The organism is Methylobacterium sp. 4-46, assembly GCF_000019365.1.
Classification (GTDB): domain Bacteria; phylum Pseudomonadota; class Alphaproteobacteria; order Rhizobiales; family Beijerinckiaceae; genus Methylobacterium.
The window spans coordinates 1510997-1536542 of sequence record NC_010511.1; the positions used below are offsets into that span (position 1 = coordinate 1510997).

23 protein-coding genes and 1 pseudogene are annotated in these 25546 nt (G+C 74.3%); 16 read left to right on the plus strand and 8 right to left on the minus strand.

Going from position 1 to position 25546, the window contains the following annotated elements; genetic code table 11:
• Positions 1–34 precede the first annotated feature (34 nt).
• The gene (secB, locus tag M446_RS06505) at positions 35–541 is read right to left on the minus strand and encodes a protein-export chaperone SecB (protein WP_012331306.1); all 507 of its coding nucleotides are present in this window, start codon (positions 539–541) and stop codon (positions 35–37) included.
• Positions 542–907: 366 nt separating this feature from the next.
• Here secB and M446_RS06510 point away from each other — a divergent pair, with 366 nt between their 5' ends.
• The 4 genes from M446_RS06510 (at position 908) to rho (ending at position 5059) form a co-directional block, all read left to right on the plus strand.
• A complete protein-coding gene (locus M446_RS06510) occupies positions 908–1621 on the plus strand; it encodes a Tim44/TimA family putative adaptor protein (protein WP_026190848.1) in 714 nt (237 codons plus the stop codon).
• 22 nt (positions 1622–1643) lie between these two features.
• Positions 1644–2858 carry a murein transglycosylase A gene (locus M446_RS06515; RefSeq protein WP_012331308.1) on the plus strand — a complete coding sequence of 405 codons (1215 nt, stop codon included), beginning with the start codon at positions 1644–1646 and terminating at the stop codon, positions 2856–2858.
• Positions 2855–3412 (plus strand): Smr/MutS family protein, encoded by a 558-nt coding sequence (locus tag M446_RS06520; protein WP_012331309.1) that lies wholly within the window; start codon positions 2855–2857, stop codon positions 3410–3412. Before M446_RS06515 ends, M446_RS06520 begins: the two co-directional genes overlap by 4 nt.
• 336 nt (positions 3413–3748) lie before the next feature.
• A complete protein-coding gene (rho, locus tag M446_RS34870; protein WP_012331310.1) occupies positions 3749–5059 on the plus strand; it encodes a transcription termination factor Rho in 1311 nt (436 codons plus the stop codon).
• Between the two features lie 67 nt (positions 5060–5126).
• Here rho and M446_RS38760 read toward each other — a convergent pair whose 3' ends face one another.
• The 4 genes and pseudogenes from M446_RS38760 to M446_RS06540 all read right to left on the minus strand — a co-directional run bounded on the left by M446_RS38760 (position 5127) and on the right by M446_RS06540 (position 10879).
• Positions 5127–5294 (minus strand): EAL domain-containing protein, encoded by a 168-nt coding sequence (locus M446_RS38760; protein WP_265576636.1) that lies wholly within the window; start codon positions 5292–5294, stop codon positions 5127–5129.
• A gap of 61 nt (positions 5295–5355) precedes the next feature.
• Positions 5356–8109 (minus strand): annotated as a pseudogene (locus tag M446_RS06530) (EAL domain-containing protein); the annotation flags it as partial.
• A gap of 42 nt (positions 8110–8151) precedes the next feature.
• A complete protein-coding gene (locus tag M446_RS06535) occupies positions 8152–9111 on the minus strand; it encodes an NHL repeat-containing protein (RefSeq protein ID WP_012331312.1) in 960 nt (319 codons plus the stop codon).
• A 307-nt stretch (positions 9112–9418) separates the two neighbouring features.
• Positions 9419–10879 (minus strand): methyl-accepting chemotaxis protein, encoded by a 1461-nt coding sequence (locus M446_RS06540; RefSeq protein WP_012331313.1) that lies wholly within the window; start codon positions 10877–10879, stop codon positions 9419–9421.
• Positions 10880–11588: 709 nt separating this feature from the next.
• On the opposite strand from M446_RS06540, the gene M446_RS06545 reads away from it, so the two are divergent.
• From M446_RS06545 to M446_RS06600, 12 genes are all read left to right on the plus strand, one after another.
• The gene (locus M446_RS06545; protein ID WP_012331314.1) at positions 11589–11984 is read left to right on the plus strand and encodes a hypothetical protein; all 396 of its coding nucleotides are present in this window, start codon (positions 11589–11591) and stop codon (positions 11982–11984) included.
• On the plus strand, positions 11981–12361 hold the full coding sequence (locus M446_RS06550) for a hypothetical protein (protein ID WP_018262208.1): 381 nt from the start codon (positions 11981–11983) through the stop codon (positions 12359–12361). The genes M446_RS06545 and M446_RS06550 overlap by 4 nt, the downstream gene beginning before the upstream one ends.
• 122 nt (positions 12362–12483) lie before the next feature.
• Positions 12484–13518 (plus strand): AAA family ATPase, encoded by a 1035-nt coding sequence (locus tag M446_RS06555; RefSeq protein ID WP_236728769.1) that lies wholly within the window; start codon positions 12484–12486, stop codon positions 13516–13518.
• Positions 13519–13529: 11 nt separating this feature from the next.
• Positions 13530–14450 carry a DUF58 domain-containing protein gene (locus M446_RS06560; RefSeq protein ID WP_012331317.1) on the plus strand — a complete coding sequence of 307 codons (921 nt, stop codon included), beginning with the start codon at positions 13530–13532 and terminating at the stop codon, positions 14448–14450.
• The gene (locus M446_RS06565) at positions 14437–14919 is read left to right on the plus strand and encodes a DUF4381 family protein (RefSeq protein ID WP_012331318.1); all 483 of its coding nucleotides are present in this window, start codon (positions 14437–14439) and stop codon (positions 14917–14919) included. The genes M446_RS06560 and M446_RS06565 overlap by 14 nt, the downstream gene beginning before the upstream one ends.
• A 2-nt stretch (positions 14920–14921) precedes the next feature.
• Positions 14922–15911 carry a VWA domain-containing protein gene (locus M446_RS06570; protein WP_012331319.1) on the plus strand — a complete coding sequence of 330 codons (990 nt, stop codon included), beginning with the start codon at positions 14922–14924 and terminating at the stop codon, positions 15909–15911.
• Positions 15908–16831, plus strand: a complete 924-nt coding sequence (locus M446_RS06575) for a vWA domain-containing protein (protein WP_012331320.1) — start codon at positions 15908–15910, stop codon at positions 16829–16831. Before M446_RS06570 ends, M446_RS06575 begins: the two co-directional genes overlap by 4 nt.
• Positions 16831–17727 (plus strand): tetratricopeptide repeat protein, encoded by an 897-nt coding sequence (locus tag M446_RS06580; RefSeq protein WP_012331321.1) that lies wholly within the window; start codon positions 16831–16833, stop codon positions 17725–17727. The genes M446_RS06575 and M446_RS06580 overlap by 1 nt, the downstream gene beginning before the upstream one ends.
• Positions 17728–17864: 137 nt before the next feature.
• A complete protein-coding gene (locus M446_RS06585; RefSeq protein WP_012331322.1) occupies positions 17865–19064 on the plus strand; it encodes a BatD family protein in 1200 nt (399 codons plus the stop codon).
• An 86-nt stretch (positions 19065–19150) separates the two neighbouring features.
• Positions 19151–20020: a class A beta-lactamase gene (bla, locus tag M446_RS06590; protein ID WP_012331323.1), complete on the plus strand. Its 870-nt coding sequence runs from the start codon at positions 19151–19153 to the stop codon at positions 20018–20020.
• Between the two features lie 96 nt (positions 20021–20116).
• Positions 20117–20617, plus strand: coding sequence for a Cys-tRNA(Pro) deacylase (gene ybaK, locus M446_RS06595; protein WP_012331324.1), 501 nt, complete (start codon positions 20117–20119; stop codon positions 20615–20617).
• A gap of 44 nt (positions 20618–20661) precedes the next feature.
• Positions 20662–21003, plus strand: coding sequence for a hypothetical protein (locus tag M446_RS06600; RefSeq protein WP_012331325.1), 342 nt, complete (start codon positions 20662–20664; stop codon positions 21001–21003).
• Between the two features lie 29 nt (positions 21004–21032).
• Here M446_RS06600 and M446_RS06605 read toward each other — a convergent pair whose 3' ends face one another.
• Genes M446_RS06605 through M446_RS06615 form a run of 3 tightly spaced genes read right to left on the minus strand, consistent with a single transcriptional unit; the run spans position 21033 to position 25199 of the window.
• Positions 21033–21665: an SCO family protein gene (locus M446_RS06605; protein WP_012331326.1), complete on the minus strand. Its 633-nt coding sequence runs from the start codon at positions 21663–21665 to the stop codon at positions 21033–21035.
• Positions 21656–21937 (minus strand): hypothetical protein, encoded by a 282-nt coding sequence (locus M446_RS06610; protein WP_012331327.1) that lies wholly within the window; start codon positions 21935–21937, stop codon positions 21656–21658. The genes M446_RS06605 and M446_RS06610 overlap by 10 nt, the downstream gene beginning before the upstream one ends.
• A gap of 28 nt (positions 21938–21965) precedes the next feature.
• On the minus strand, positions 21966–25199 hold the full coding sequence (locus M446_RS06615; RefSeq protein ID WP_265576551.1) for an RICIN domain-containing protein: 3234 nt from the start codon (positions 25197–25199) through the stop codon (positions 21966–21968).
• Positions 25200–25546 lie beyond the last annotated feature (347 nt).

Consider the following 25546-nt stretch of genomic DNA (forward strand, 5'->3'; position numbering starts at 1 on the left):
GGGCGCGCCCCGGTCCGCCGTCCCGCCAGTCCGGTCAGACCAGCGGCTGGCCGGCCTGCGCCTGCGCCTCGGCGGCCTTCTGGCGGTAGAGGCCCACGAAGTCGATCGGGTCGATGTAGAGCGGCGGGAAGCCGCCGTTGCGCACCGCATCGGCGATGATCTGCCGCGCGAAGGGGAACAGCAGGCGCGGGCACTCGATCATCACGGCCGGATGGATCTGGTCCTGCGGAATGTTGCGCAGGCGGAAGATCCCCGCATAGGTGAGTTCGAAGGCGAACAGAACGTCCGTGCCGATCTTGGCGTCGCCCTCGAGATGCAGGTCCACCTCGAAATCCGCCTCCGCGAGCTGGCGGGCGTTGACGTTCACCTGAATGTTGATCTGCGGCCCCTGGCCGGCCGGCGGCTGCAGCGAGCGCGGCGCGTTCGGGTTCTCGAAGGAGAGATCCTTGGCATATTGCGCGAGCGCGTTCAGGGCAGGCGTGAGGTCGTCGGGCTGCGCCGCGGCGCCACCGTTGCCGTTCGGGAACGGAGAATCGGCCATGGTGGATGTTTCCTTCGAGAATCGTGTGGGCGGAACCGGACTGGGGCCGCGCTGGCGCGAAAAGCCGCGCGCGCTCCGGCCGCGAAGCCGCTATCATGCCCGCCTTGCTCGAACAAGCGCGGGGGGCGCGTCATCCCGGCAGCCTGTCTTCCCCTGCGTCACGCGGGCGGTCCCGCGCGAGAGCCCCCCGCCCGCGCCTGGAAGCCGCGGGCCGCCCCTCCCATATGGAGGAGGGGTCTGGTGCGGGATGCCGCGCCGGCCTCGGCCCGGCGTGCGGCTTGCCTTCGACGGGGGCCGATGCCAAAGCCGCCAGGCAGGCCCTGAGGCCCGGGCGGAGCGCGAGCCGCCGCCACGATCGGATCGATGATGCAGGACTCCCTCGACCTTACGACCCTCATCTTCCTCGGGCTTGCGGTCTTCGTGATCTGGAAGCTGCGCGCGGTCCTCGGCCAGAAGACCGGCCACGAGCGGCCGCCGTTCAACCCCCTGGTGCGCCGGCGGGAGGAGCCGCCGCCCGCCGCCCGCGAGGACAACGTGGTGCGGCTGCCGGCCGGCGGGGACCGGACCGCGGCCGCCCCCGTCGCCACCGTGCCGCGCAACTGGAAGGGGGTGGTCGAGCCGAACTCGGCCGCGGCGCGGGGCCTCGACCTCGTGCTGCAGCAGGAGCCCGGCTTCGACCCCCGCGCCTTCACAGACGGGGCGAAGATCGCCTACGAGACCATCGTGATGGCCTTCGCCAAGGGCGACCGGCGCACGCTCAAGAGCCTGCTCTCGCGGGAGGTGGCCGAGGGCTTCGAGCGGGCGATCCAGGCCCGCGAGCGCGCCGGCCAGAGCGTCGAGACGACCTTCGTGTCGATCGACCGGGCCGAGATCGTCGGCGTCGACCTGCGCAACCGCGTCGCCCAGATCACCGTGCGCTACCTCTCGAAGCTGATCACCGCCACCCGCAACGCGCAGGGGGCGGTGGTCGACGGCAGCCCGGACACGGTCGTGGACGTGACCGACGTCTGGACCTTCGCCCGGACGCTGGGCAGCCGCGACCCCAACTGGCAGCTCGTCGCCACCGAAGCCGGGCAGTGAGGGCGGGGCGGGGCCTCTCGGCATGCCACCGCGACCGGCCCTGCCCGCCCTCCTCCCGGGCCTCGTCCTGGCGGCGTGTCTCGCCGCGCCCGGGGCGCGGGGGCAGGCTCTGCGCGTCGGCGAGGCCGTGCTCGAACCGGTGGCGCTCGCGAGCCTGCCGGGCTTCGGCGCCGACGATCTCGGGCAGGCGCTCGCCGCCTTCCGCGCCTCCTGCGCGCAGGAGAGCCGCGCCGTCCCGGCCGAGGGCGGGCCGGGGAGCCCGAGCCAGGACCTCGCGGCTTCCTGCGCGGCCGCGCCGCGGGAGGCCGCCGCGGCGCGGGCCTTCTTCGAGAGCCGCTTCACCGCCTACCGCGTCACCCGGCCGGGCCGCGAGGATCCGGCCGAGCGGCGGGCGGGCTTCCTCACCGCCTATTTCGAGCCGGAATTGCCGGGCTCCCCGGTCCCGACCGCCGAGTTCCCCGTCCCGGCCCTCGCCCGGCCGGACGACCTCGTCTCCTTCGCGCCCGGCGAGACGGCGCCCGGCCTCGACCCGGCGCTGCGGGCCGCCCGGCGCCTCGACGGCGGCTACGGGCCCTATCCCGACCGGGCCGCGATCGCCGACGGGGCGCTCGGCGACCGGGCCCGCCCGCTCCTCTACCTGCGCGACGAAGTCGACCTCCTGCTGCTCCAGGTCCAGGGCTCGGGCCGGGTGCGCCTGCCGGACGGGCGCGCTCTGCGCCTCGCCTATGACGGGCGCAACGGCCAGCCCTACACCTCGGTCGCCCGGCTCCTCGTCGCGGAGGGGCACCTGCCCCTCGAAGGGCTGACCCTGGAGCGCTGGACCGGCTGGATGCGCGCGCATCCGGAGACGGCCCGGCGCCTGATCCGCCGCAACGCCGCCTACGTGTTCTTCCGCCTGGAGGAGGTGCCCCCGGACGCGCCGGGCCCCCGCGGCGGGGGCGGGGTGCCGCTCACGCCCGGGCGCAGCCTCGCCGTCGACGCCGCGCTCTGGCGCTACGGCCTGCCCTTCTGGCTCGAGGGGAGCCTGCCGCGGCCCGAGGGCGGGCGCGAGCCCCTCGGCCGGATGGTGATCGCCCAGGATACCGGCACCGCCATCGTCGGCCCCGCCCGCGGCGACCTCTATCTCGGCACCGGCGCGGAGGCGGGCCGCGCGGCGGGCCTGGTGCGGGAGGCGGTCGGCTTCGTCGTGCTGCTGCCGCGGCCCCCGGGCGGGGCGATGCCGGAGCCGGTCCGGTGACCGGCCCGCGACGCCCGCGCGAGCGGCGCCTCACCGCGGACGAGCGCCGGCTCTGGGCGGAGATCGCCCGGCAGGTCACGCCGCTCCAGGGCCGCGCGCTGCCGCCCGAGCCGCCGCCCCTCGCCGCGGCGCCCTCCCCTCCCCCGCCCGCCGCCCCGGAGCCGCCGCCCCCCGCGCCGCCGCGGCCCAGGCCCGCCCTGCCGCCCCTCGCGCCGATCGAGCGGCGGGTGCGAACCGCCCTGCGGCGCGGCGCGCGGCCGGTCGACGCGGTGATCGACCTGCACGGGCTGCGTCAGGGCGAGGCGCACGCGGCACTCGTCGCCTTCCTGCACCGCTGCCGCGGGGCGGGGCACAGCCTCGTCCTCGTGGTGACCGGCAAGGGAGCCCTCGGCGACGATCCCTTCGCGGAGCGCGGTGTCCTGCGGCGCAGCGTGCCCCATTGGCTGCGCCTGCCGGACCTGCGCGGCCTCGTCCTCGGCTTCGAGGAGGCGGCCCACCACCACGGCGGCAGCGGCGCGCTCTACGTGCGCCTGCGCCGCCGCGGCGCGCCCTGAGGCCGAATCCCCAGCCGAAGCGAGGCGAAACCGACCGATGTGAATGCGCCCGACGCGCCCCGCGCGCGTGATGGCGCCGCCAAGCCGGCCCCGCCGCCCTTTTCCCGGACAGGGTCTTGAGTCCAGCACCAGAAACCGCTACATAAAGGCACTCCCTCCTAAAAGTCAGGTCACGTCGCTCGCGAGCCACAGGCTCACCCATCGTGACCTTCCGGGACAACGGGCAAAGCTCCGCGGCCGGTCTTCCGGTCCAGGCACAAGCCCCGCTCGGGCCGCTCCGGCCGAGACGATCCTGAGATGACACCTCCCCGCACTGCTCTCACACCCCGATAGCCGATGATTGAAGACACCATCGCCCCCGTCGAGACCTTCACGCCCCCCATGCGGGAGGTGAAGCTCCAGGACCTGAAGTCGAAGACGCCGACCGAGCTGATCGCCTTCGCCGAAGAGGTCGAGGTCGAGAACGCCTCGACCATGCGCAAGCAGGAACTGATGTTCGCGATCCTGAAGCAGCTCGCTGCCAAGGACGTCGAGATCATCGGGGCCGGAACCGTCGAGGTGCTGCAGGACGGCTTCGGCTTCCTGCGCTCCTCGGATTCCAACTACCTGCCGGGGCCGGACGACATCTACGTGTCGCCGACCCAGATCCGCCGCTTCGGCCTGCGCACCGGCGACACCGTCGAGGGGCCGATCCGGGGTCCCAAGGACGGCGAGCGCTACTTCGCGCTCCTGAAGGTGAACACCATCAATTTCGAGAACCCGGACAAGATCAAGCACAAGGTCCATTTCGACAACCTGACGCCGCTGTTCCCGACCCAGCGCTTCAAGCTCGAGCTCAGCGAGCCCACCCGCAAGGACTTCTCGCCGCGGGTGATCGACATCGTCTCGCCGATCGGCAAGGGCCAGCGCGCGCTGATCGTGGCGCCGCCGCGCACCGGCAAGACGGTGCTGATGCAGAACATCGCCCAGTCGATCACCATCAACCACCCGGAATGCTACCTGATCGTGCTGCTCATCGACGAGCGGCCCGAGGAGGTCACCGACATGCAGCGCTCGGTGAAGGGCGAGGTGATCGCCTCCACCTTCGACGAGCCGGCGACCCGCCACGTGCAGGTGGCCGAGATGGTGATCGAGAAGGCCAAGCGCCTCGTCGAGCACGGCCGCGACGTGGTGATCCTGCTCGACTCGATCACCCGCCTGGGGCGGGCCTACAACACGGTGGTGCCGTCCTCCGGCAAGGTGCTCACCGGCGGCGTCGACGCCAACGCCCTGCAGCGGCCCAAGCGCTTCTTCGGCGCGGCCCGCAACATCGAGGAGGGCGGGTCCCTCAGCATCATCGCGACCGCGCTGATCGACACCGGCTCGCGCATGGACGAGGTGATCTTCGAGGAGTTCAAGGGCACCGGCAATTCCGAGATCATCCTCGACCGCAAGGTCGCGGACAAGCGCACCTTCCCGGCCATCGACATCACCCGCTCGGGCACCCGCAAGGAGGAGCTGCTGGTGCCGCCCGACACCCTCAAGAAGACCTACGTGCTCCGCCGCATCCTCAACCCGATGGGCGTGACCGACGCGATCGAGTTCCTGCTCGACAAGCTGCGGCAGACGAAGAGCAACCAGGACTTCTTCGACTCGATGAACACCTGATCGGGGCCGCCCCGGCCTCCGGTCGGGGAGCGGAGGCGAGCCGTCGGGCCGCCCGCGAGGCGGGCCGTCAGGCGGCCCGCGGCACGAAGATCGCGCCGGCTTGCTCCAGCATCGCCCCGACCTCGGCGGCGGGGCGGGGCCGGCTGATCAGGAATCCCTGCACCTCGGTGCAGCCCTCCGCCCGCAGCTTCTCGAGCTGGCGGTGCGTCTCCACGCCCTCGGCCGCCGTGGTCATTCCCGAGGGCGTGGCTGAGGCCCGTCACCGCCCGCACGATCGCGGCGGAATCCGCCTTGGTCTCCAGGTCCTGCACGAAGAAGCGGTCGATCTTGATCTTGTCGAACGGGAACCTGCGCAGGTAGCTCAGGCTCGAATAGCCGGTCCCGAAATCGTCCATCGAGATGCGCAGGCCGCTCTCGCGCAGGGCGTGCAGCGTCGCCAGGGTCTCGTCGGTGTCCTGGAGCAGGACCGTCTCGGTGATCTCCAGTTCCAGCCGCCCGGGCGGCAGGCCCGACGCCTCCAGCGCGGCGGCGGCGTCCCGCACGACGGCCCGCTCCCGGAACTGCAGGGCCGAGAGGTTCACCGCGACCTTGACGTCCGTCGGCCAGCCGGCGGCGTCCCGGCAGGCCGTCTCCAGCACCCACGCCCCGACCTCGCGGATGAGGCCGAGTTCCTCCAGGAGCGGCACGAACCCGTCGGGCGGCACGGGGCCGCGGTGCGGGTGCGTCCAGCGCAGCAGCGCCTCGAAGCCGCTCACCCGGTTCGTCCGCAGGTTCAGGAGCGGCTGGTAGTGGAGGTGGAACGCCCGCTCCCGCACGGCCTGGCGCAGGTCGATCTCCAGCGCGCGCCGCTCCTCCATCTGCGCGCCCATCGCGGGCTCGAAGAACCGGTAGGCGCCGCGCCCGTCGCCCTTGGCCCGGTACAGGGCCATGTCCGCGCACTTCATCAGCCGGTCGGGGGCGGTGCCGTCGGCCGGGGCCAGGGCGATGCCCACGCTGGTGTCGACCACCACGTGGTGGCCCATGAGCGCGTAGGGCCTGCCGACCTCGGCGATCAGCCGGCCGGCGAGGTCGCTCGCGCCTGCCGGCTGGTCCGGCCCCACCTGCACGATGGCGAATTCGTCGCCGCCGAGCCGCGCGACGAGGTCCTGGGGCCGGAGGCAGGACTGGATGCGCCCGGCCACGGCCTGCAGGAGCGCGTCGCCGACCGGGTGGCCGAGCGTGTCGTTGACGGCCTTGAAGTGGTCGAGGTCGAGGTAGAGCACCGCGATCGCGGCCTGCGCGCCGCGGCCGTCGAGGGCGGCGACCAGGGCGGCGGTGAAGCGGGCCCGGTTGGGAAGGCCGGTCAGCACGTCGTGGTAGGCCAGGAAGGCGATCCGCTCCTCGGCCCTGCGCCGTTCCGTGATGTCCTCGTGGGTCACCACGCAGCCGCCGTCCGGCAGGGGCTGGAGGCTGACCGCGATGGCGCGCCCGTCCGCGAGCTCGTCGATGCGGACGTGGGCCTGCCCGGTGCGGTGGGCGGCGAGCCATTCCGCCGCGTCCAGCTGGCCCGCCTTGAGCTGGCACCCGCGCGCGATCCGCGCCTTCAGGAGCGCCGTCAGGCTGGTTCCGGGCCGCACCTCGTCGGGGGCGTGGCCGTACATCGCGCGGTAGCGCTCGTTGGCGATGATGAGCCGCCCGCCGGCATCGAACATGCACAGGCCCTGCGACATGTTCGCGACCGCCGCGTCCAGGCGTTCGAACTGCAGCCGGATCTCGGCCTCCGAGGCCGCGAGCAGCTGCTGGCGGGCCTGCCGCACCTCGCGCAGCATCGTGTCGAAGGAGCGGGCGAGGATGCCGAACTCGTCCGCGCGGGCACCCAGGGCCGGGTCCACAGCGACGTCCATGCTCTCGGGCCGGACGTCGAGCACGCCCTGCGTCAGCCGCGCCAGCGGCCCGGTCACGGCAGCGGCGAGGCGAAGCGCCAGGACCGTGCTGGCCAGGATGGCGAACCCGGTGAGGGCCAGGATGATCAGCTTCGCCCGGTGCACGCTCGCGCCCGCCTCGGTGCGGGCGGCCTCGTTGCGGCTCCTCACCGCCCGGTCGATCCGGGCGATCAGGCCGTAGAAGTCCCGCTCCAGCGCTTCCAGCCGGCCGCGCCCCTCGGCGAGCCCGGCATCGAGCGCCAGCCTCCAGCCGTGGGAGGCGAGCGCCCCGTCCTCGCGCAGCAGGGACGCCTCGAGGGCGACGAAGGTCTGGCTCAGGGCGGCGAGGTCGGCCTCCTCCTGGCCGAGGACGCGGATCCGTCCCGCGATCTGCCGGAGGCTCACGCCGGCGCCGCGCAGCCCGGACTCGATCCGGCGCCGCTCGGCGGCCAGCCGCTCGGGATCGGTCTGGGCCAGCGCGGTCGCGGCGGCGTTGCGGATCTCGCTGCTGAGGCGGACCAGCCGGTAGACCGTCTGAAGCGTCGGGAAGGTGCCGGTCATCGTGGCCGTGAAGCGCTCGCCCAGGCTCTCGACCGTCGCCCGTCCCGTCTGGGCCTCGACCTTGGCCTCGTCCTCGCTGCGGGCCATCGCGATCTCGGCCAGGGCGGCCATGCGCACGAGCTTGGCGTCGATCTGCTGCTGCAGCGCGAGGGCCTCCCGCGCCCGCGCCTCGGTCGCCGCCAGGGTCTCCTCGCGGCGGCGGTGCGCGGCGATCAGGTCGAGCGACAGGCGCGTGAAATCCTGCGCGTTGCGGGTTCCGCGCGCGATCAGCTCCGGTTCCAGCCACTCGCGCCCGAGCGAACCGATGCGCCCGAGGCGCCGCCCCGCATCCTCGCCCATGGCGCGCAGGGTCGGGCCGCCGTCCGGCTCGCGCCGGCCGTGGCCGATCTCCGCCAGGAACGCGCCGCTCATGCGCTGCACCTCCTCGACCAGGGCGGTGCTCTCGGCGAGGAGCGGGGTGGCCACCTCCGAGAAGCGCGACACGCTGGCATCGACCCGGCCGAGGAAGAGCAGCCCCACCGCCCCGCAGCCGCCGCAGAGGGCCGCCATGGCGAGCAGGCTGACGAGAAGCTTGGTCCTGACGTTCATCTGCCGCCCCGGCGGTCCATCACAGCCTCTCGGGAAGGGACCTCAGTGGCTCGGCGCGCCGACGCGCCTGAAGACCTGGATGCGGAAGTTGCCGGTATCGGCCACGTAGACGAGGCCGGTGTCGCGGTCGACCAGAACCCCGTGAAGGTTGGAGAAGGCCCCGGGAGCCGAGCCCGGCACGCCCCACATCCCGAGGAAACGGCCGTCCGGGCCGAGCACCTGGACGCGGCTGTTGCCGATCTCGCTGACGTAGACGTTCCCGTCGCGGTCGAAGCCGAGGCCGGCTGGGGAGCGGAACTCGCCCGGCCCCGTGCCGGTCCGTCCCCAGACCGCGAGCAGCCGGCCCTCCGGGTCGAACACCTGGAGCCGGTCGTTGCGCAGGTCCGTGACGAAGAGGCGGCCGTCGGGCGAGACCTTGGCGGCCTCCGGGGAGTCGAACTCGCCCGGCCCCGCGCCCCGGCGGCCGAACGCGCGGACATGCGCGCCGTCGAGGTCGAAGACGCTGACGCGGTGCGTGCCGGCCTCCGGCACGAACAGCCGGCCGCCATGGATGTCCATGAACTCCGAGCGCATCGTCTGTCCCGCGCCGGCCCCGTAGCCGCCGAAGGTGACCAGCCAGCGGAAGGCCGGATCGTACTTCTTGATGAACCCCGACGCGTGATCGGCGACGAAGACGTTGCCGGCCTCGTCGACCGCGATGCCTTCCGGCCGTTCGAGATGGTGATCCTCGTCGCCCCTGCCGCCGAACCGGCCGAGGAATCGGCCGGTCGTCTTGTCGAAGGCCTGGACCCAGGCATGGGCGGCGTCGGTGGCCAGGATCCTGCCGTCCCGCGTGAGGGCGAGATCCTCGACATACTCGAATTGGCCCGCCTCCGTGCCGCGCGTGCCGATGCTCGCGATCGGCTCGAATTGCCAGGGGGTCCCGGACGACCGCGCGGGCCCGCCACCGCACGCGATCAGGGCGGCTGCGGCAAGCGTGCGGGCGAGGCGAGTCACGTTCATCGAGGGCGAACTCCGGCGTCGGTCGCGGCGGGGATGCGTGGATCACGCGGATCGTGGCAAGTTCAGCGTCGCGGACCGAGCGTCACTCCAGAACAATCGACGCCGAGAGCGGGCGTGGAGCGATGAGGCGGCACGAGAACGGCCAGCCTCGCTCTTGGAGGCGCTCATTCGTCTGGCCTGGAGCCGATCAATCCGCATTTCATTACAGCATCCGAACATATGCCGCAAGGGCACGCGGGTGCGAGGACAGTTCAGGCGCGTCACCCGCCGGTCCCGGATGCCTGACGGGGTGGGACGCCGGGCGGCCTCATCCCGCCTTGAGGAATTTCTCAACGCTGCCGCTGAGGTCGGCCGAGTGCTCCGCGAGATCGCCGGCGATCGCGCGGACCGACCCGGCCAGCTCCCCGGTCGAACTCGCGGCCGCCGAGACGCCCCCGATATTGCCCGACATCTCCTCGGTCGCGGCCGACTGCTCCTCGACGGCGCTCGCCATCGCCAGGGTGAGCTTCGACAGCTCGGCCACGGCCGTGGCGATGGTCTGGATCGCCTCGACGGCGTGGCCCGTCGAGGATTGGATGTCGGCGATCTGCCGGGTGATGTCGTCGGTCGCCTTGGCGGTCTGGCCGGCGAGCTCCTTCACCTCGCTCGCCACCACCGCGAAGCCGCGCCCGGCCGCCCCGGCGCGGGCCGCCTCGATCGTGGCGTTGAGCGCGAGCAGGTTGGTCTGGCTGGCGATCGACTTGATCATCCCCACCACCGCGTCGACCTTGCGGGCGTCCTCGGCCAGCTGGCGGACGGTGCTGTCGGTCGCCTCGGCCTGCTGGGCGATCTGCTGGGCGCGCTCGGAGACGCGGCCGACCTGGCCGGAGATCTCGCGGATCGAGTCGTTCATCTGCGACGAGGCGGTGGCCACCGAGCTCGCGCGGTCGCGGGCATTCTCGGCCGAGCGGCCGAGCCCCTCGGAGGTGTGCTGCATGCGCTCCACGGCGTCGCGCAGGGCGCCGACGACCCGCGCGACGTCGTCCGCCATGCGCGCCTGGGCGGTGATGATCGACCAGGTCAGCATCGGCCCCACATAGCTGCCGTCCGGGCCGTGGATCGCCGAGACGCGCAGCTCCAGCGTCTCCGGCCCCACCCGGATCTTGGTCCGGTACGGCAGGTGACGCGCGTCCTTCAGCATCTCGCGCTGATGGCGCGGGTTCTTGTGGAACACGTCGATCGAAGAGCCGATCATGTCCGCGATCTTCACCGGCAGGTACTGCTCGATGGCGCCGAGCGTGCGCCGGGAGGTCTGGTTGAGGTAGTTGATCCGGAACTCGTTCTTGGGATCGGCCGTCATGACCGCGACCGGCATGTCGTCGATCATGGTCATCAGGCGGCTGACCTCGTCCTTCTTGGCGGTGATGTCGGAACCCACCTTCAGGACCCGCTCGATCCGGCCGTCCGGCCCGAGCACCGGGTTGTAGCTCGCCTCCAGCCAGACGCGGTGGCCGGCCTTGTTGACCCGCTGGAACTCGCCGGAGTGGAACTCGCCGGCCTTCAGCCGCGCCCAGAACCCCGCATAGGCGGGGCTCCCCGCGTAGGCCGGCTCGCAGAAGATGCGGTGATGCTTGCCCCTGACCTCGTCCAGGCCGTAGCCGACCACCGACAGGAAGTTCGGGTTGGCGTCGAGGATGGTGCCGTCCAGGTCGAACTCGATGCTGGCGAGGGAGCGATTCAGGGCGTCGAGTCGGGCCTGGGCGGGGTTGTAGGTCTTCTGGCGGAACATGGTCGTATCCTTCGGGCCGTCCGCTCCGGGCGGACCGTCTCGCGCAGCCGTGGTGAGCCGGGGCCGGCCGGGCCGGTCCCCGACGGGCGGTCCGCGGGCCCGGCGCGGCGCGGCCCCGAAGCACGGGGTGCCCTGCCGGCGCAGGTCCGAGCCCGGGCTCGCCCGCCGCTCACCCTGCAGACGCTAGTGAGAAACCGTTAATTTCACCTTTCCGCGACCGGGATATACCTGTCTAGCAACGCACTCATGCGGATTAGACCTTGCGGTAGAGGTCTCGACCAATTTGACGGAATGCAACTTTTAGCAGCGTAAGGGTCTGGCCAATTGGCCGTCCGGGGGCTCGAGCAGCAGGGTCAGGAGCGGGTTGGGCAGCGGCGGGCCTGAACGATGGCGTGGACGCGCTCGATCACTCCGGGACGCCGCAGCGCGCCACGAGGAGACCCGCCGGGAACTCGTCCTGGACCACGGGTCGGCGGCACCAGGGCGACGCCCGCGCCCAACCGCGCGCAGCCGCAGCATGGCCATGGCGTCGACCTCGGCGCGGATGACCGGCGCGCGCCAGGACGTGGCCGAATACGGGACCCGCTTGATCATTCGGCGTCGCCACACAGTTCTTTTACAAAACAGAACGAAACCGCTCAATATTTGAATTTCCTGAACGCCGTGATCCGGCATACCTGAAGGGTCGTCCGCGCCCGGGATGACCCCGATGTTCCGGCTCCTCGCTTGGATCCTCGCCGCCGCGCCGCTGCTGCTGCTGGCGGCCGTCGGTCGCCTGCCGGCCTCCCTCGCCGGTCCCTGCCCCGCGCGCCTGCTCCGTCTCGCGCGCGACCTGATCCTGCACGAGGCCTGCGAGCGCGCCGTGCGGCGGGAAATGATGAGCCGGCTCCTGGGATCCGCTCCCGGCGGCGGCCCCGCCCAGCACGCAGCCCTCAGCGACCTCGTCGAGAAGCGGTGGATCCACCTCGTGCGGATCACGCCCGAGGGGCGCCTCAGCCGCTACCGGGGCGGCGGCCTCTGGGAGCCGGACGCCGCCGCAGTCAGCGGCGTCCCCGAATCGGACGCCGCCGCGGCCGGGGGCGCGATCGAGGAGGCCCTGTCGTGAGCGCCCCCCCGATGCCGGCCATCCAGATCCTGTGGCGGGACCCCGACGGGCCGCCCGGCGGCGAGACGCTCCTCGACCTCTTCGCCCGCCACGAGATCGTCGAGGCGGATCTCGACGAGGCGATCGACCTGATCCTCGCCGATCCGGCGGTCGAGCGGATCGCGATCGGGGGCGCCTACCGGCTCGACATCCGCGCCGCGGTCGCCGGGAGCGTGCTCGCCCGCGCCGTGTTGTCGCGGCCGGACGCGTCCCGGGATTCCAGGCGGCAGGCCCTCCTCATCGCGCTGCTGCTGCATCGTCCCGAGCGGCTGCGGCCGGGCGAGGGCGCGCCGCCCGCCTCGCGAACACGTGTTGTCTTGGACTGGGGTCGGGATTGACGCGTGAGGGAAGACGCGGCCTCAATCCCCGCGAGAGCGGGCCGAGCGACAAGGCCCGCCCGAGGAGGCGGCCGGATGGTGGGGTGCGCGGGGCCACGAGCGATGCGCGGGCGCGGAACCCGATGAGGAACGCGGACCTCCCCGGGCCCGGAAGCCCGGTGCCGCCCGACGAGGGGCAGGCCGCGGGACGGGCCGAGGGACGGGCGCTGCGCGAGCGCGTCCTCACCCTCCGGGCCGGGCTCGAGGAGGGGCTGATCGGCTGCAGCGGGCTCGTCGAGCGCCTGCTGATCGGGCTCCTCACCGGCGGCCACCTGCTGATCGAGGGGGCCCCCGGCCTCGCCAAGACCCGGGCGGTGAAGCGCCTCGCGGACGGGCTGCATACCGGCTTCGCGCGCGTGCAATGCACTCCGGACCTGATGCCGGCCGACCTCACCGGCACCACGGTGTGGCGGCCCGATGGCGGGCGCTTCGAGTTCCTGGCAGGCCCGCTCTTCCACTCCCTGGTGCTGGTCGACGAGATCAACCGCGCCCCGCCCAAGGTGCAGTCGGCGCTCCTCGAAGCCATGGCCGAGCACCAGGTGACGGTGGCCGGCACCACCCATCCCCTGCCCGATCCCTTCATGGTCGTGGCGACCCAGAACCCGATCGAGCACGCGGGCACCTACCCGCTGCCCGAGGCGCAGCTCGACCGCTTCCTGCTGCACGTCGTCGTCGAGATGCCGGACGAGGCCTCCGAGCGGCGCATCCTCGACTTGGTCGAGGGGGAGATGAGCGCGGAGGTGGCGCCGATGCCCCTGCGCCTCACCGCCGAGGACCTGCGCGCCGCCCGCGCCGCCGCCCTCCGGACCTACGTCTCCCCGGCCCTCAAGGACTACCTGGTGCGGCTCGTGGCCGGGACCCGTAGCGAGAGCGCGGCGCCCGACCTGCGCGCCGCGATCGAGCACCCGGTCTCCCCCCGCGGCACCCTCGCCCTGATGATCGCCGGCAAGGCGCGCGCCTACCTGCACGGCCGCGACCACGTGGTGCCGGAGGACGTGGCGGCGCTGGCCGCCGACGCCCTCTCGCACCGCCTCGCGCTGACCTGGCGCGCCGCCGCCGAGGGCCAGACCGCCCGCGCCCTGGTGGCCGGGCTGCTCGACCGGGTGCGGCCCCTCTGAGGCCTCCCGCCGTGGCCCGCCCCTCCCCGCCCGACGATCCCCTGGCGCAGCCCGGCGTCGCGGTCGACGCGGCCGCCCTGATGGGCCTTCGCCACCTCGCCCGCCGGGGCGGCGGCCTCGCCACGCGCAGCCTCGTCGGCCTGCCGGGCGGGATCGTGACCCGGCGCCGCGGTCGCGGCTCCGAGCCCGACGACGTGCGCCCCTACGCGGAGGGGGACGATGTCCGCCACATCGACCGCAACGCCACGGCGCGGACGGGCGTCCTGCACACGCGCACCCACCATGAGGAGCGCGACCGGGCGGTGGTGCTGCTGGCCGATTTCCGGCCCTCCATGCTGTTCGGCACGCGGCGGGCCCTGCGCTCCGTGGCGGCGGCGGAGGCGCTCGCCCTCCTGGGCTGGCGCATCGTGGAGGATGGCGGGCGGATCGGCCTCGTGGTCGCCTCGACGGAGGCGGAGCCGGTGGTCCTGCGCCCGACCGGCGGCGGGCGCGGCATGGGGGCGCTCGCCGGCGCCCTCGCCCGGGCGCACGCGCTGGCGCTCGCCGCGCCCCCGGCGCGGGACCCGCCCCTGCTCGCCACCCTCGCCCGCGCCCAGACCCTGCTGCCGGCGGGGGGACACCTCGTGATCGCGAGCTCCCTGGATGAACCCGGAGAGGGATTCGCGGCGGCCCTGACCGCGCTCGCCGAGCGGGTCTCGCTCAGCCTGATCCTGGTGAGCGACGCCTTCGAGCGCGCCCCGCCCCCCGGCCTCTACCCCTTCGCCACGCCGGACGGGCGCCGGGGCACCGCCGCGGCCGGGCGCGCCGCGCCGCCGCCCGACGACCGCCTCTCCCGCTGGGCGCGGGCCGGGCTCGAAGGCGTGCGGCTCGACAGCGAGGGCGGCCCGGAATCCTTCGCCCCGCTGATGGAGCGCCTCGATGCCGTGCTGTGACGACGGCGCCGCGCCGGCGCTGCGCGCGGCGCTCGCCGACCTGCGCGGCCTGCACGCGCCTCCCGACCCGGGCGGCCTCGACCTCGCCGTCCTGGCGGCGATCGCGCTCGGCCTCGCGCTCGCCGCCCTGGCGGTCGCGGCGCGGCGCTTGATGAGCCGGCAAAGCACCCCCGTGCGGCGCGCCGCTCTGGCCGACCTCGCCGCCGCGCGCGGCCTCGACCCGCCCGCGCGGCTCTTCGCGCAGGCGCGCCTCGTGGCACGCCTCGCCCGGGCGCTCGGAGCGGAGGACGGGGTGGGCGGGCGGTCGCCCGAGGACCGGGCCGTCGCCCTCGACCGCCTGTTGCGCACCGATTTCTTCACCGCGGGGCCCGGCCGGGCGCTGACCCGCGACCTCTACGCCCCCGCCGCGCCGGACCTCGACGCGGTCGATGCGGGGCTGACGCGGCTCCTTTCGCGGATCCGGGCCTGACCATGGCCTCCCTCCTCGGCGCCCTCCTGCCCGGCGGCTTCGACTTCGCGGCGCCCCTCGCCCTGCTCCTCCTGCCGCTGCCCCTCCTGGTCGCCCGCCTCGCGCCGCCGGAGCGGGCGGGCGGCGCGGGCGCGCTCCTGGTGCCGGACTCGATCATCGGCCGGATCGGCCGGGCCGAGGATCTGCGCGCGGCGGCCCGGCGGCGCCGGCTCCTCGCGGGACTTCTCTGGACCTGCCTCGTGGTCGCGCTCGCCGGGCCCCGGCTGGTGCTGCCGGCGACGGCCCTCCCGGCCTCGGGCCGCGAGATCATGCTGGCCCTCGACCTCTCGGGCAGCATGGAGCGGGTCGATTTCTCGATCGACGGGCGCAACGTCTCCCGCCTCGCGGCGGTCAAGCAGGTCGGGGCGGACTTCATCCGCCGCCGGGCCGGCGACCGGATCGGGCTCGTGATCTTCGCCGACCAGGCCGACGTGGCGGCCTCGCTCTCCTTCGACACCGCCGCGGTGGTGCACGCCCTGGAGGAGGCCCAGATCGGCCTCGTCGGCCGCTCGACCGGCATTGGCGACGGGCTCGGCCTCGCGCTCAAGCGCCTCGACGCCGCCACGGCGCGGGAGAAGGTGGTGATCCTGCTCTCGGACGGCGCCAACAATGCTGGCCAGACCACGCCGCACGACGTGGCGGGCCTCGCCCGCGACCTCGGCATCCGGGTCCACACCATCGCGCTCGGGCCGCGCGACCTCTCGGACGCGGACGGCGACCCCGACGTGGTCGATACCGAGGCCCTGCGGGACGTCTCGGCGACGAGCGGCGGGCGCTTCTTCCGCGTGCGCACCACCGACGACCTCGCGGCCGTGGCCGATGCCATCGACGAGGTCGAGGGCGGCCGCGCCAAGGCGCCGCCGGTGCCGCTGCGCCGCGACCTCTGGCCCTGGCCGGGCGGCCTCGCCCTCCTCACCGCCCTCTCGCTGCTGCTCGCGAGGCGCACGGCATGAGCGACGCCCTCACCCTCCTGCGCCCCTGGTGGCTCCTCGCCCTGCCGCTCCTCGGCCTCCTCGCGTGGCGCGCGGCGTTCCGGGCCGCCCCCCTGGGGGATTGGGTGCGGGCGATCGAGCCGCGCCTGCTCGCGGGCCTGACGGCGCGGGGCGCCGTCCTGCCCGGGCGGCGGCGGGCGGGCCAGGCCGCCCTCCTGGCCACCGCCGCCCTCCTCGCCCTCGCCCTCGCCGGCCCGGCCGTGCAGCGCGGCGACGCGGCGGGATTCCGCAACCTCGACGCCACGATCCTGGTGATGGACCTGTCCCGCTCCGTGGCCGAGGGCGGGCGGCTCGACGAGGTGCGGGGCGTCGCCCAGAGCCTCGCCGAGGCGGCCGGCACCCGGCAGGTCGCTCTCGTCGTCTACGCGGGCGACGCTTACCTGGCCGCGACGCCCACCACCGACCGGGAGGCCCTCGGCACTATCCTGTTCGCCCTCGACGGCGCCACGGTGCCGGACCGCGGCAGCCGCCCGGCCCGGGGCCTCGCGCTCGCCCGCCGCACCCTCGCGGAGATGGGCGCGGTCGGGGCGGACGTGGTGCTGGTCTCCGACGGGGGCGGCGTGGACGAGGCGGCCCGGCGCGAGGCGAGCGGCCTGTCGGGCGACGGCCACCGCCTGCACGCGCTGTTCGTGCCGACGCCGGCCCTGCCGCCGGAGGCGCCCCGGCCCGACCGGCCCGCCCTCGACCGCCTCGCCGCGGCGGGGGGTGGCGTCGCGGCCGACCTCGACGCGCCCGCCCCGGTCCTCGGCGCGGTCGGCGAGACCGCGGCCCGGCACCTCGCGGACGGGGGCCTCGCCGTGCTGGCCTGGCAGGATCTCGGGCGCTGGCTGCTCCTCGGGGCGCTGGCGCCCGCCCTGCTGCTGTTCCGGAGGGGGGCCTGATGGAGGCGGTCCTGCCCGCGATCCGGCCGCGCCGCCGCCCGCGCCCCGGGAGCGCGGCCCGCGCCCTGGCGGTCGCCGGGGCCCTCGCGGCGCTCGGCCTCCTCGCGGTGCCGCGGGCGAGCCTCGGGCGCGCGCTCCTCGCCGCCGGCCTGCCCGGCCTCGCCGTGCGGGTCGCCGACGATCCGGGCTGGCGCGGCACGGCGCTCTACGCGGCCGGACGCTACCGGGAGGCCGCGGAGGCCTTCGGGCAGGCGCGGGGCCGCGCCGCCGCCTACAATCGCGGCAACGCGCTCGCCATGGCGGGCGACCTCGACGGGGCGCTCAAGGCCTACGAGGCCCTGCTCGCGCGCGACCCCGGCAACGAGGATGCCCGCGCCAATCGCGACCTCGTCGCCCGCCTCCTCGACGAGCACCTCACCCTCGGCCAGCAGGCGGCGGGCGAGGCCAATGCCCGCGCCGACCAGACCACGCGCTACGACGCCAAGGCCACCAGCGACGAGAACGACCCGGGCAACGCCTCCTTCGGCGAGGGGCTGGCCGGCAACCGCGAGGCCTCGGCGGCGGCCGACGCGCCCGGCACCTCGAAGGCCTCGCGCACCGGCAAGGCCGAGCAGCGCGCCGTCGATCCCGGACGCGGGCGCGCGCGGGGATCGGCGAGCGACGCGGAGGGGGGCGGGCGCAGCGGCGCGGGCCTCGCCAGCGTCTCGCAGGTGGTCGAGCGGGAGGTCCGCCGCGTCTCGAAGAGCTTCGAGGCCAAGGAGATCCGCGCGGACCGGCACTGGCTCGCGACCATGACGGACGATCCGGGCCGCTTCCTCAAGCGCCGGCTCGAGGCCGAGCACCTGCGCCGCCAGGAGGCGGGCAGCGCCGTCCAGCCCGGGAGCAACCCGTGGTGAAAATGGTTAGCCGCGAAACTTATCTCGCGCAGGACGCGCTCGCCGGTCGGGGAACGCCGCGCCGCGCCGCAGGGGAACGGCGCCGGAGAGCGAGTTTGAGCCGGCTAATAAACGCGGCTGAGCGCGCGGCCGGCCTCGTGCTCGCGCTGCTGCTCGCCGGCCCGGCCCTGGCCCTCGACCCGGGCGACCTCACCCTCACGGTGACGCCCGAGACCGGCGGGAACGCCGCGCCTTTTCCGCGCGAGATGGTGCTCCTGCACATCCGCGGCACCTACCGCGCCCAGATCACCCTGGAGGATCTGCGCCAGCCCCCGCTGCAGAATTTCAGCTGGACCCAGCTCGGCCGCGACCGCTGGTTCAAGACCAGCATCGACGGCCAGGAGGCGCGCGGCTTCGAGCGGGTCGTGGCGGTGTTCCCCCAGCGCCCGGGCCTCTTCACCATCGAGCCCTTCGTGCATCACCTCACCCTCGTGGACGGCGGCGGGCGGCGGGTGGTCGACGTGCCCTCGGCGCCGGTCCCGATCGAGGTGAAGCCCTGGACGGGGCCGGGCGGACCCGACCAGAAGGACCCCTGGTGGCTGCCCGCCTCGGCGGTGGCGGTGACGGACGTGTGGAACCCCGAGCCCGAGACCCTCCGGGTGGGCGAATCCGCCCGCCGCACCGTGATCATCGAGGCGCGGGGCATGACCGGCGACGGGCTCCCGCCGCGCCCGATCATGCGCAGCCGGGGCGTGCTGACCTTCGCGGGCCCGACCGAGCGCCAGACCTTCATCACGCCCACCGGGCCGGTGAGCCGCGCCACCTACCAGTGGGACGTGCGCCCCGGCGTGGCCGAGCCGGTCACGCTCGCGGAGATCCGCGTTCCCTGGTTCGACACCGCGTCGCGCACCATGCGCGAGGCCGAGATTCCCGCCCGCATCGTCGGGAGCCGCGCCCGGGCGGAGCCCGACGAGGCCGACCTGCCGCCGCCCCGCTCCGCCTGGACGGCCGCGCTCGCCGGCACCCTCGCCTTCGGTCTCGGCGCGCTGTTGTTTGCCGGCTTCTTTTCGCGATCGGATCCCCGCGCCGCGACGCTGCGGGGCCTGAGGCGGGCCGCGCGGCGCGGCGACGCGCCGGCGTTCCGGGCATGCCTCGCCCGGACCGACGCGGCGCTCGCCGCGCATTGGCGGCGCGATCCCGCCACGGCCGGCCTCCTCGCTTCCCTCGACCGGGCCCTGTTCGGGCCGGGGGCGGAGGCGCCGCCCGACCTGCGGGCGCTGGTGCCGGCGCTCGGGCGCAGCCGACCCCCGCCGCCGGCGTCGCCCGATCCCCTCGCCCGCCTCGACGGCGCCCGCTGACGGCCCCGGTTCGGCCACCGCGCCTGCACGGAACGGCCAAGGTTGCGCGGCAGCCTGTCGCCGTAACGGCCAGACGGAGCACCCGCATGCCCTGCCTCACCCGCCGCGCCGCCCTGATCGGCTTTCTCCTCCTGCCCCGGGCGCTGCGGGCCGCCGAGGGCCCCGGCGAGGCCGTGGCGCGCCTCGCGGCGCTCGAACGCCACGATGGCGGGCGGCTCGGCGTCACCGTCCGGGACACCGGGACGGGCCGGATCCTGTCCTACCGGGCCGACGAGCGCTTCCCCCTCTGCAGCACCTTCAAGGCCGTCGCCGCCGCGGCGGTGCTGGCCCGGGTCGACCGGGGCGAGGAGAGCCTGGACCGGCGCATGGCCTACGGTCCCGAGGACCTCGACGCCTACGCGCCGGAGACCCGCCGGCGCGTCGGCGAGGGCGGCATCGACCTGCGGGCGGCCTGCGCGGCGGCGGTGATCTGGAGCGACAACACGGCCGCCAACCTGATGCTGCGGGCCCTCGGCGGCCCGGAGGCCGTCACGGCCTTCGCCCGCGCGCAGGGCGACGCGGTCACCCGCCTCGACCGCACGGAGCCGAGCCTCAACACGGCGATCCCGGGCGATCCGCGCGACACGACCAGCCCCGCCGCCATGGCGGCGCTGATGGAGCGCATCCTGGTCGGGCCGGTGCTCTCGGCCGAGAGCCGCGCGCTCCTCCTCGGCTGGATGACGCAGAGCCCGACCGGCGCCGAGCGCCTGCGCGCCGGGCTCAGCCCCGGCTGGCAGGTGGCCGACAAGACCGGCACCGGCGCGAACGGCACCGCCAACGTGGTGGCGCTGGTGCGCCGGCCCGGCGGCGCGCCGCTCGTGGCGAGCGTCTACCTCACCCAATCCCCCGCCCCGGCGGAGGCGCGCAACGGGCTCCACGCCGAGGTCGGCCGGCTCGTCGCGCGCACCTTCGCCTGATCCCGCCGCGCGATCGCCGCGAACACGAGCGGATGTTCGAGACCGACACCCCCAATACCCGCCCGCCTCCGAGACCACCCGCCGCCAAGACCGCCGATGTCCAAGACCACCCGCGCCACCCTGGCCCTCGCGAGGGCGTCCGTGCCGCACGGCCTCCGCGCCTACGCCTACGATCCCGACGCGCCGCGCATCGGCCTGCAGGCGGCGGAGGCGCTCGGCGTCGCGCCCGAGCGGGTGCTGAAGACGCTGATGGCCCAGGTCGACGGCAAGCCGGTCTGCGTGCTGGTGCCCTCGGACCGCGAGGTCTCCCTGAAGAAGCTCGCCGCGGCCTGCGCCGGCAAGGCGGCCGCCATGATGCGCCCCGCCGAGGCGGAGCGCCTGACCGGGTACCATGTCGGGGGCATCTCGCCCCTCGGCCAGAAGCGCCCCGTCCTGACCCTGGTGGAGGAGCAGGCCCTGCGCCACGAGCGGGTCTTCGTGAATGGCGGCCAGCGCGGCCTGCAGATCGAGATCGCCCCCGGCGACCTCGTGGCGGTGCTCGGCGCGCGCTCGGCCGCGCTCGTCGCCGCGGCCGAGGAGCCGGCGACGAAGCGTTAACCCTGCGCGCGCAGGCTGCCGCCTCGCGGGCGGAGGAGGAATCGGTGAACGAACGGGGCGGATCCGCGAAGGCGGGCCACGCGGTCGCGCTCGGGCTCCTGGTCGGCCTCGCCCTGCCGGCGGGGGCGGCCGATCTCGCCGAACCGGCCTATCAGGCCGAGATCCGGTATTTTCCCTACGGCGACGACGGGGTGGTGCGGCGCGCCGCTCCGCCCCGGGTCGTGCTGGCCTGCCCGCCGGGGGCGGGCGTCACGCCGACGAATGGGCCGCTCGATCCGAGCTACGTCGGCTCGTCCCTCGGCCTCGGCAAGCCGAGCTATTACGGCCTGACCCCGCCACCGGGGGTGGACGACCCGTACGGGCGGCGCCTCCGCGCCTGCCCGTGAGGGTCGGCGGGGTCACTCCTGCCGTGCGGTCACGGTCCGGCCTTGGCGAGCACGCGGGCGAGGCGGGCGGCGAGGGCCTCCGGCTCCGTCCCGACCGCGACCCGGTCGACGATCAGGCCGTTCTCGTCCACCAGCAGCACGGCGGCGCTGTGCGCGTAGGTGAAGTCGCCCCCGGGCAGGGCGACGCGCTCGGCCGTGATACCGAAGCCCTCGATGGCCTCGTCGATCGCCGGACGCTCGCCGGTGAGCGCGACGATGCGCGGATCGAACCCCGTCATGTAGGCGGCGAGCGCGGCCGGCGTGTCGCGCTCGGGATCGACGGTGACGAAGTAGATCCGCAGCTCGGGGTCGGGGACGGCCCGCAGCGCGAGGCTGAGCTGGGCCAGCGTCGTCGGGCAGATGTCGGGGCAGTGGGTGAAGCCGAAGAACAGCCCGTAGGGCCGTCCCGTCAGGGCCTCCGACTCCACGCTCCGGCCGGACGGGTCCCGCAGCGCGAAGTGGCCGGCGAGCGGGCTGGCCGGAGGCGCGGCGCGGAGCGCGGGGCGGGCCGGGATCTCGGTCGCGGAGCCGGGCGCCGCCATCGCGCCGAGGAGCAGCGCGAGGGCCGCGACGCGGCGGGCGCGGCGCCGGATGGGGTGGGGTTGCGCGCCGGTCAGGGGCATTCGTCGCCGCTCCAGGTGTAGCCGCCCTTCGCCTCCCGGGCGATCGCCGCGCAGACGCTCTCCGGGACGGAATCCGTGCAGGTGCGCCCGCCGACCTGGTCCCTGACGCGGCAGGCTCCGACGGCCGGCGCGGGCGGCTGCGCCGCCGTCCCGGGCGACTGCGACGCCGTCCCGGTCGCGGCCCGATCCGGCCGGGCCTGTTGCGCGCGGGCGACGCCCGCGGGAGCCAGCGCGAGCAGGGCTGCCGCGGCGATCCTGGCGATTCTCGACATGGTGCGCTCTCCGCTTCGGAGCCGGCGGTTACCGGATCCACACGACCTTCGCGACGCTCGGCACGCCGTTGCCGTCCAGCGCGAACAGCATCCAGGTGCCCGGCAGCAGGATCCCGGGATCGGCCGGCAGGGCCAGCTGGTAGGTGGTGCCGCTCGCGGCGGCGATGGCGAGGGGCACCCGGCGCTGGTCGTTGTTGGTCGAGTGCGTGACGCTGCCCAGCCGGACCAGGGCGAAGGCGGCCACGGCGCGGTCGGTCGCGACGGCGATCGTGCTGCCGAGGCCGGCGCTGGCCGGGGCCCGGGTGAGGACGGGCCGGCTCGCCGGGTTGCCCCGAGCGTCGAACAGGTAGGGCGGGGACAGGATCTCGAAGTTGAGGTGGTCGGCGCCGCCGCAGCCGCCGCACAGCCCGCCGCCGCCGAACAGCACCCGTCCGTCGAGGAGCAGCATGCCGATGCTGTGGTAGTTGCGCGGCACGGCCATGGGGGCGAGCCGCCGGACCTTGCCGGTCCGCGGGGACCAGATCTCCGGCATCATCACCGGCAGGTTGTCGGTGAACTGGGCCGCCACGTTCTGGCCGCCCGCGGTCACCACGTCGCCGTCGGGCAGGACGACGCTGTTCGCGTAGGCCCGCGCGAACAGCATCGGGGCCGCCTCGGCGAGGCCGACCGCGCCGTTCGGTCCGGCGCTGATGTCGATCGTGAAGGCGCTGTCGAGGGCGGGCGCGCCCGTATAGGCGGGGGCGCCGCCGGCCTTGTAGATCTTGCCGACGTCGTACAGCGTGGCGGTGCCGTTCACCGCGAAGAGGTCGTTGCCGCGCCGGCCGGCGAACCGCATCGTGCCGTCCCCGGCGGTGTCGATCCAGTGCATGTCCGTGCTCGGCCCGGCGTGGAAGACCGCCCCGTTGGAACTGGCGAACAGCCAGAAATGCGTGTCGCCGGGATAGATCGCGACGCTCGGATCGGCCGCCGCGTTGCCCTTCACGTTGCGCAGGACCCGCCAGCGATTCGCCGCGGCCGACCAGATCTCGCCGTCCTTGCCGCCCGCGCCGCCGGACCACGAGCCGCCGAACGTGAAGGATTCGCCGGTCGAGAGCGTGGTGCTCGCGTTGTAGCCGCGGGTGATGGTCATGTCGGCCACGCGGGTCCAGGAATTGGCGGCCGGATCGTAGATCGTCGCGAGGCCGGCCGAGATGCCGCCGGTGATCAGGATGCGGCCGTCCGGCAGCACGTTGGTGCCGGGACAGAACATGTCGTGGCCGGTCTGGGCGATGTAGGTGTCGGTCGCGCGGTCGGTGGCCGGGTCGTAGAGCGTCGTCCAGGTTCCGTTGCCGGAGCCGAAGCTGGTGCGCTGCTCGGCGGCCCAGAACAGGAGCTTGCCGTTGGGCAGCACCGCGCCGGCGACCGGGACGATGCCGATCTCGCGCGGGGCGGTCCAGGCGGAGGGCGCGCGGCCCTCCGGCCCGAGGATCGTCCAGCGCTGCGGATCGTTCGCGTCGCAATCCCACTGGAGGATGGCGCTGCCGGAAGTGCGGTTGCCGTTCGGCCCCGTCGGGGTCAAGCAGCGGCCCGAATGCATCGCGACGATCTCGGTCCAGCGGTCGATCCGGCGCAGGCGGAACAGGGCGTTCGGCGCCGCGGAGCAGCCCTGCGGCACGACGCGGGCGCCGTTGCCCATGCCGGCATTCTCGACGGCGAGGCACTGGCCGGTCAGGTCGCTCCTGATCTGGTAGCCGCCCGAGGTCGGCACGAAGGTCCAGGTCTGGCTCGCCTGATCCCGGCAGATCTGCTGGGCCACGCCGCCGCCGCCGGCATCGACGCAATTGCCCGAGCGGCGGTTGATGAGGATCGAGGCGCCGGTCGGCGCGGGTTCTCCGGGCGGCGGGCCGCCGCCCGTCTGCCCGCCCCCGGTCCCCGGACCGGTTCCGGGATCGGCATCGCCGCCCGGCACGCTGCAGCGCAGGGTGTAGACGACGTTGCGGCCGGGCGCGCCGGCATCGCCCCAGACGTCCTGCCGGCCGCCGGCGCTGGCGCAATCGCCCGCGATCTGGACCGCCCGCTCGCCCGGCGTGTCGCTGTAGACCAGGACGGGCGCGCCGTTGCGCGACTTGTCGCCGTTGGCCCAGATGCGCAGGCCCACGCCCCAGCGCCCGCCCGCCGGCACGCCGAACGGCTGCGAGGGCAGGTTCAGGCCCGGCGTTCCGATGCCGAAATTGTAGCTGGCGACCGTCGTCTGCGCGCCGACAGTGCCGTCGGGGTTGCGGATGAACAGGAACACGTCCTTGGCGTACCAGCCGTTGATCTCGGTCGGCGTCAGCGTCACCGCGAGGGCTTGCGGCGTCCCGGGATCCGTCCCGGGCGATGCGGCGGTGCAGCTGACGGAATAGACGATGTTCTGCCCCGGAGCGGCGGCGTCACCCCAGAGGTCCTGGCGATTCCCGAACCGGCAATCGCCCGAACTCTGGAAGGGGCGCTGGCCGGGCGCGTCGCTGAAGTACAGGACCGGCGGCCCGTTGCGCGACTTGTCGCCATTGGGCCAGACCCGCAGGCCGAAGCCCCAGCTCGCCGTCGCGACCGGCAGCGCGATCGGCCGCGACGGCAGGTTCATCCCGGCCGTCTGTCGCCCGAAATCGTAGGTGACGAGGTCGGTCTGGGCGATGACGGCGCCCGCGGCGTCGCGGGCGAACAGGAAAAGGTCCTTGGCGTACCAGCCATTCGCCGCCGTGAGCGTGATCGACACCCGCGTGCCCGGCGCGCCGGTGCCGCCCCCCTCGGCGCTCGCCCCGGCGGCGAAGGTCTGGTGGGTGCCGCCCGAGCAATCCCACTGGATCAGCTTCGTCCCGGCTGTCGCGAAGCCGCCGTAGACGTCGAGGCATTTGCCCGAATAGGCCGCCACGAGGCGCACCCCGCCGCCCTGGGCCTGGGCGGACCAGATCTGCTGCGTGACCGGGAGGCAGCGGATCTGCCAGACCGCGCTGCCGCCGCTGCGCGACATCTGCGAATCCAGGCACAGGCCCGTCGCCTGGTTGACGAGGTTGAACCCGCCGCCCGCCGGCCGGATCTGCCACGTCTGATCGGCGCCCCCGGTGCAGGGCTGCTGCTCGATCTGCACCGCCTCGGCCGGGTTGCCGCCCGGAACCGTCAGGCACATCCCGGAATGCAGGGCCCTGATCGGCCCCGACCCGGTGCGCGCGGCGAAGCTGATCTCCGCGGCCGCGGGCGAGGCCGCGAGCGCGAGGAGCACCAGGATCATCGCCCGGGGCACGGAGCGTTCTCGGCGGGACGGACGTCTCATGGCCGGCGGCATTCCCATCAGCGAGGAGGATCGGCTCATCGAACCTCGGGACAGACGCGCCGCGAGGCGCCCCGTGGCCAGGTGAGAAACGGCATTCCGGCGACGATTCGAGAGCATGGCGGCGTGATACGACGTCATCGGTAAAATTTTCCCCAAGGTCAATCGGCGCTGATCGGTCCGCATGGGGTCGCCGCGCCGCCTCATCCGATCCCGTCATTCCGTGAATATTTCTCAGGCCGACTCAGTCGTACCGAAACATCCGGCCGCAACGGCTTTTGCAAAGCGCCTCATGGCGCCGCGCCGCGGCCCGACCGCCC

Excerpts from the sequence above, each read along its gene's own strand:
- secB (WP_012331306.1), bottom strand. The coding sequence starts at position 541 with ATGGCCGATTCTCCGTTCCCGAACGGCAACGGTGGCGCCGCGGCGCAG.
- M446_RS06510 (WP_026190848.1), top strand. The coding sequence starts at position 908 with ATGCAGGACTCCCTCGACCTTACGACCCTCATCTTCCTCGGGCTTGCG.
- M446_RS06515 (WP_012331308.1), top strand. The coding sequence starts at position 1,644 with ATGCCACCGCGACCGGCCCTGCCCGCCCTCCTCCCGGGCCTCGTCCTG.
- rho (WP_012331310.1), top strand. The coding sequence starts at position 3,749 with ATGATTGAAGACACCATCGCCCCCGTCGAGACCTTCACGCCCCCCATG.
- M446_RS38760 (WP_265576636.1), bottom strand. The coding sequence starts at position 5,294 with ATGACCACGGCGGCCGAGGGCGTGGAGACGCACCGCCAGCTCGAGAAG.
- M446_RS06535 (WP_012331312.1), bottom strand. The coding sequence starts at position 9,111 with ATGAACGTGACTCGCCTCGCCCGCACGCTTGCCGCAGCCGCCCTGATC.
- M446_RS06540 (WP_012331313.1), bottom strand. The coding sequence starts at position 10,879 with ATGTTCCGCCAGAAGACCTACAACCCCGCCCAGGCCCGACTCGACGCC.
- M446_RS06545 (WP_012331314.1), top strand. The coding sequence starts at position 11,589 with ATGTTCCGGCTCCTCGCTTGGATCCTCGCCGCCGCGCCGCTGCTGCTG.
- M446_RS06555 (WP_236728769.1), top strand. The coding sequence starts at position 12,484 with ATGAGGAACGCGGACCTCCCCGGGCCCGGAAGCCCGGTGCCGCCCGAC.
- M446_RS06565 (WP_012331318.1), top strand. The coding sequence starts at position 14,437 with ATGCCGTGCTGTGACGACGGCGCCGCGCCGGCGCTGCGCGCGGCGCTC.
- M446_RS06570 (WP_012331319.1), top strand. The coding sequence starts at position 14,922 with ATGGCCTCCCTCCTCGGCGCCCTCCTGCCCGGCGGCTTCGACTTCGCG.
- M446_RS06575 (WP_012331320.1), top strand. The coding sequence starts at position 15,908 with ATGAGCGACGCCCTCACCCTCCTGCGCCCCTGGTGGCTCCTCGCCCTG.
- M446_RS06580 (WP_012331321.1), top strand. The coding sequence starts at position 16,831 with ATGGAGGCGGTCCTGCCCGCGATCCGGCCGCGCCGCCGCCCGCGCCCC.
- bla (WP_012331323.1), top strand. The coding sequence starts at position 19,151 with ATGCCCTGCCTCACCCGCCGCGCCGCCCTGATCGGCTTTCTCCTCCTG.
- ybaK (WP_012331324.1), top strand. The coding sequence starts at position 20,117 with ATGTCCAAGACCACCCGCGCCACCCTGGCCCTCGCGAGGGCGTCCGTG.
- M446_RS06605 (WP_012331326.1), bottom strand. The coding sequence starts at position 21,665 with ATGCCCCTGACCGGCGCGCAACCCCACCCCATCCGGCGCCGCGCCCGC.
- M446_RS06610 (WP_012331327.1), bottom strand. The coding sequence starts at position 21,937 with ATGTCGAGAATCGCCAGGATCGCCGCGGCAGCCCTGCTCGCGCTGGCT.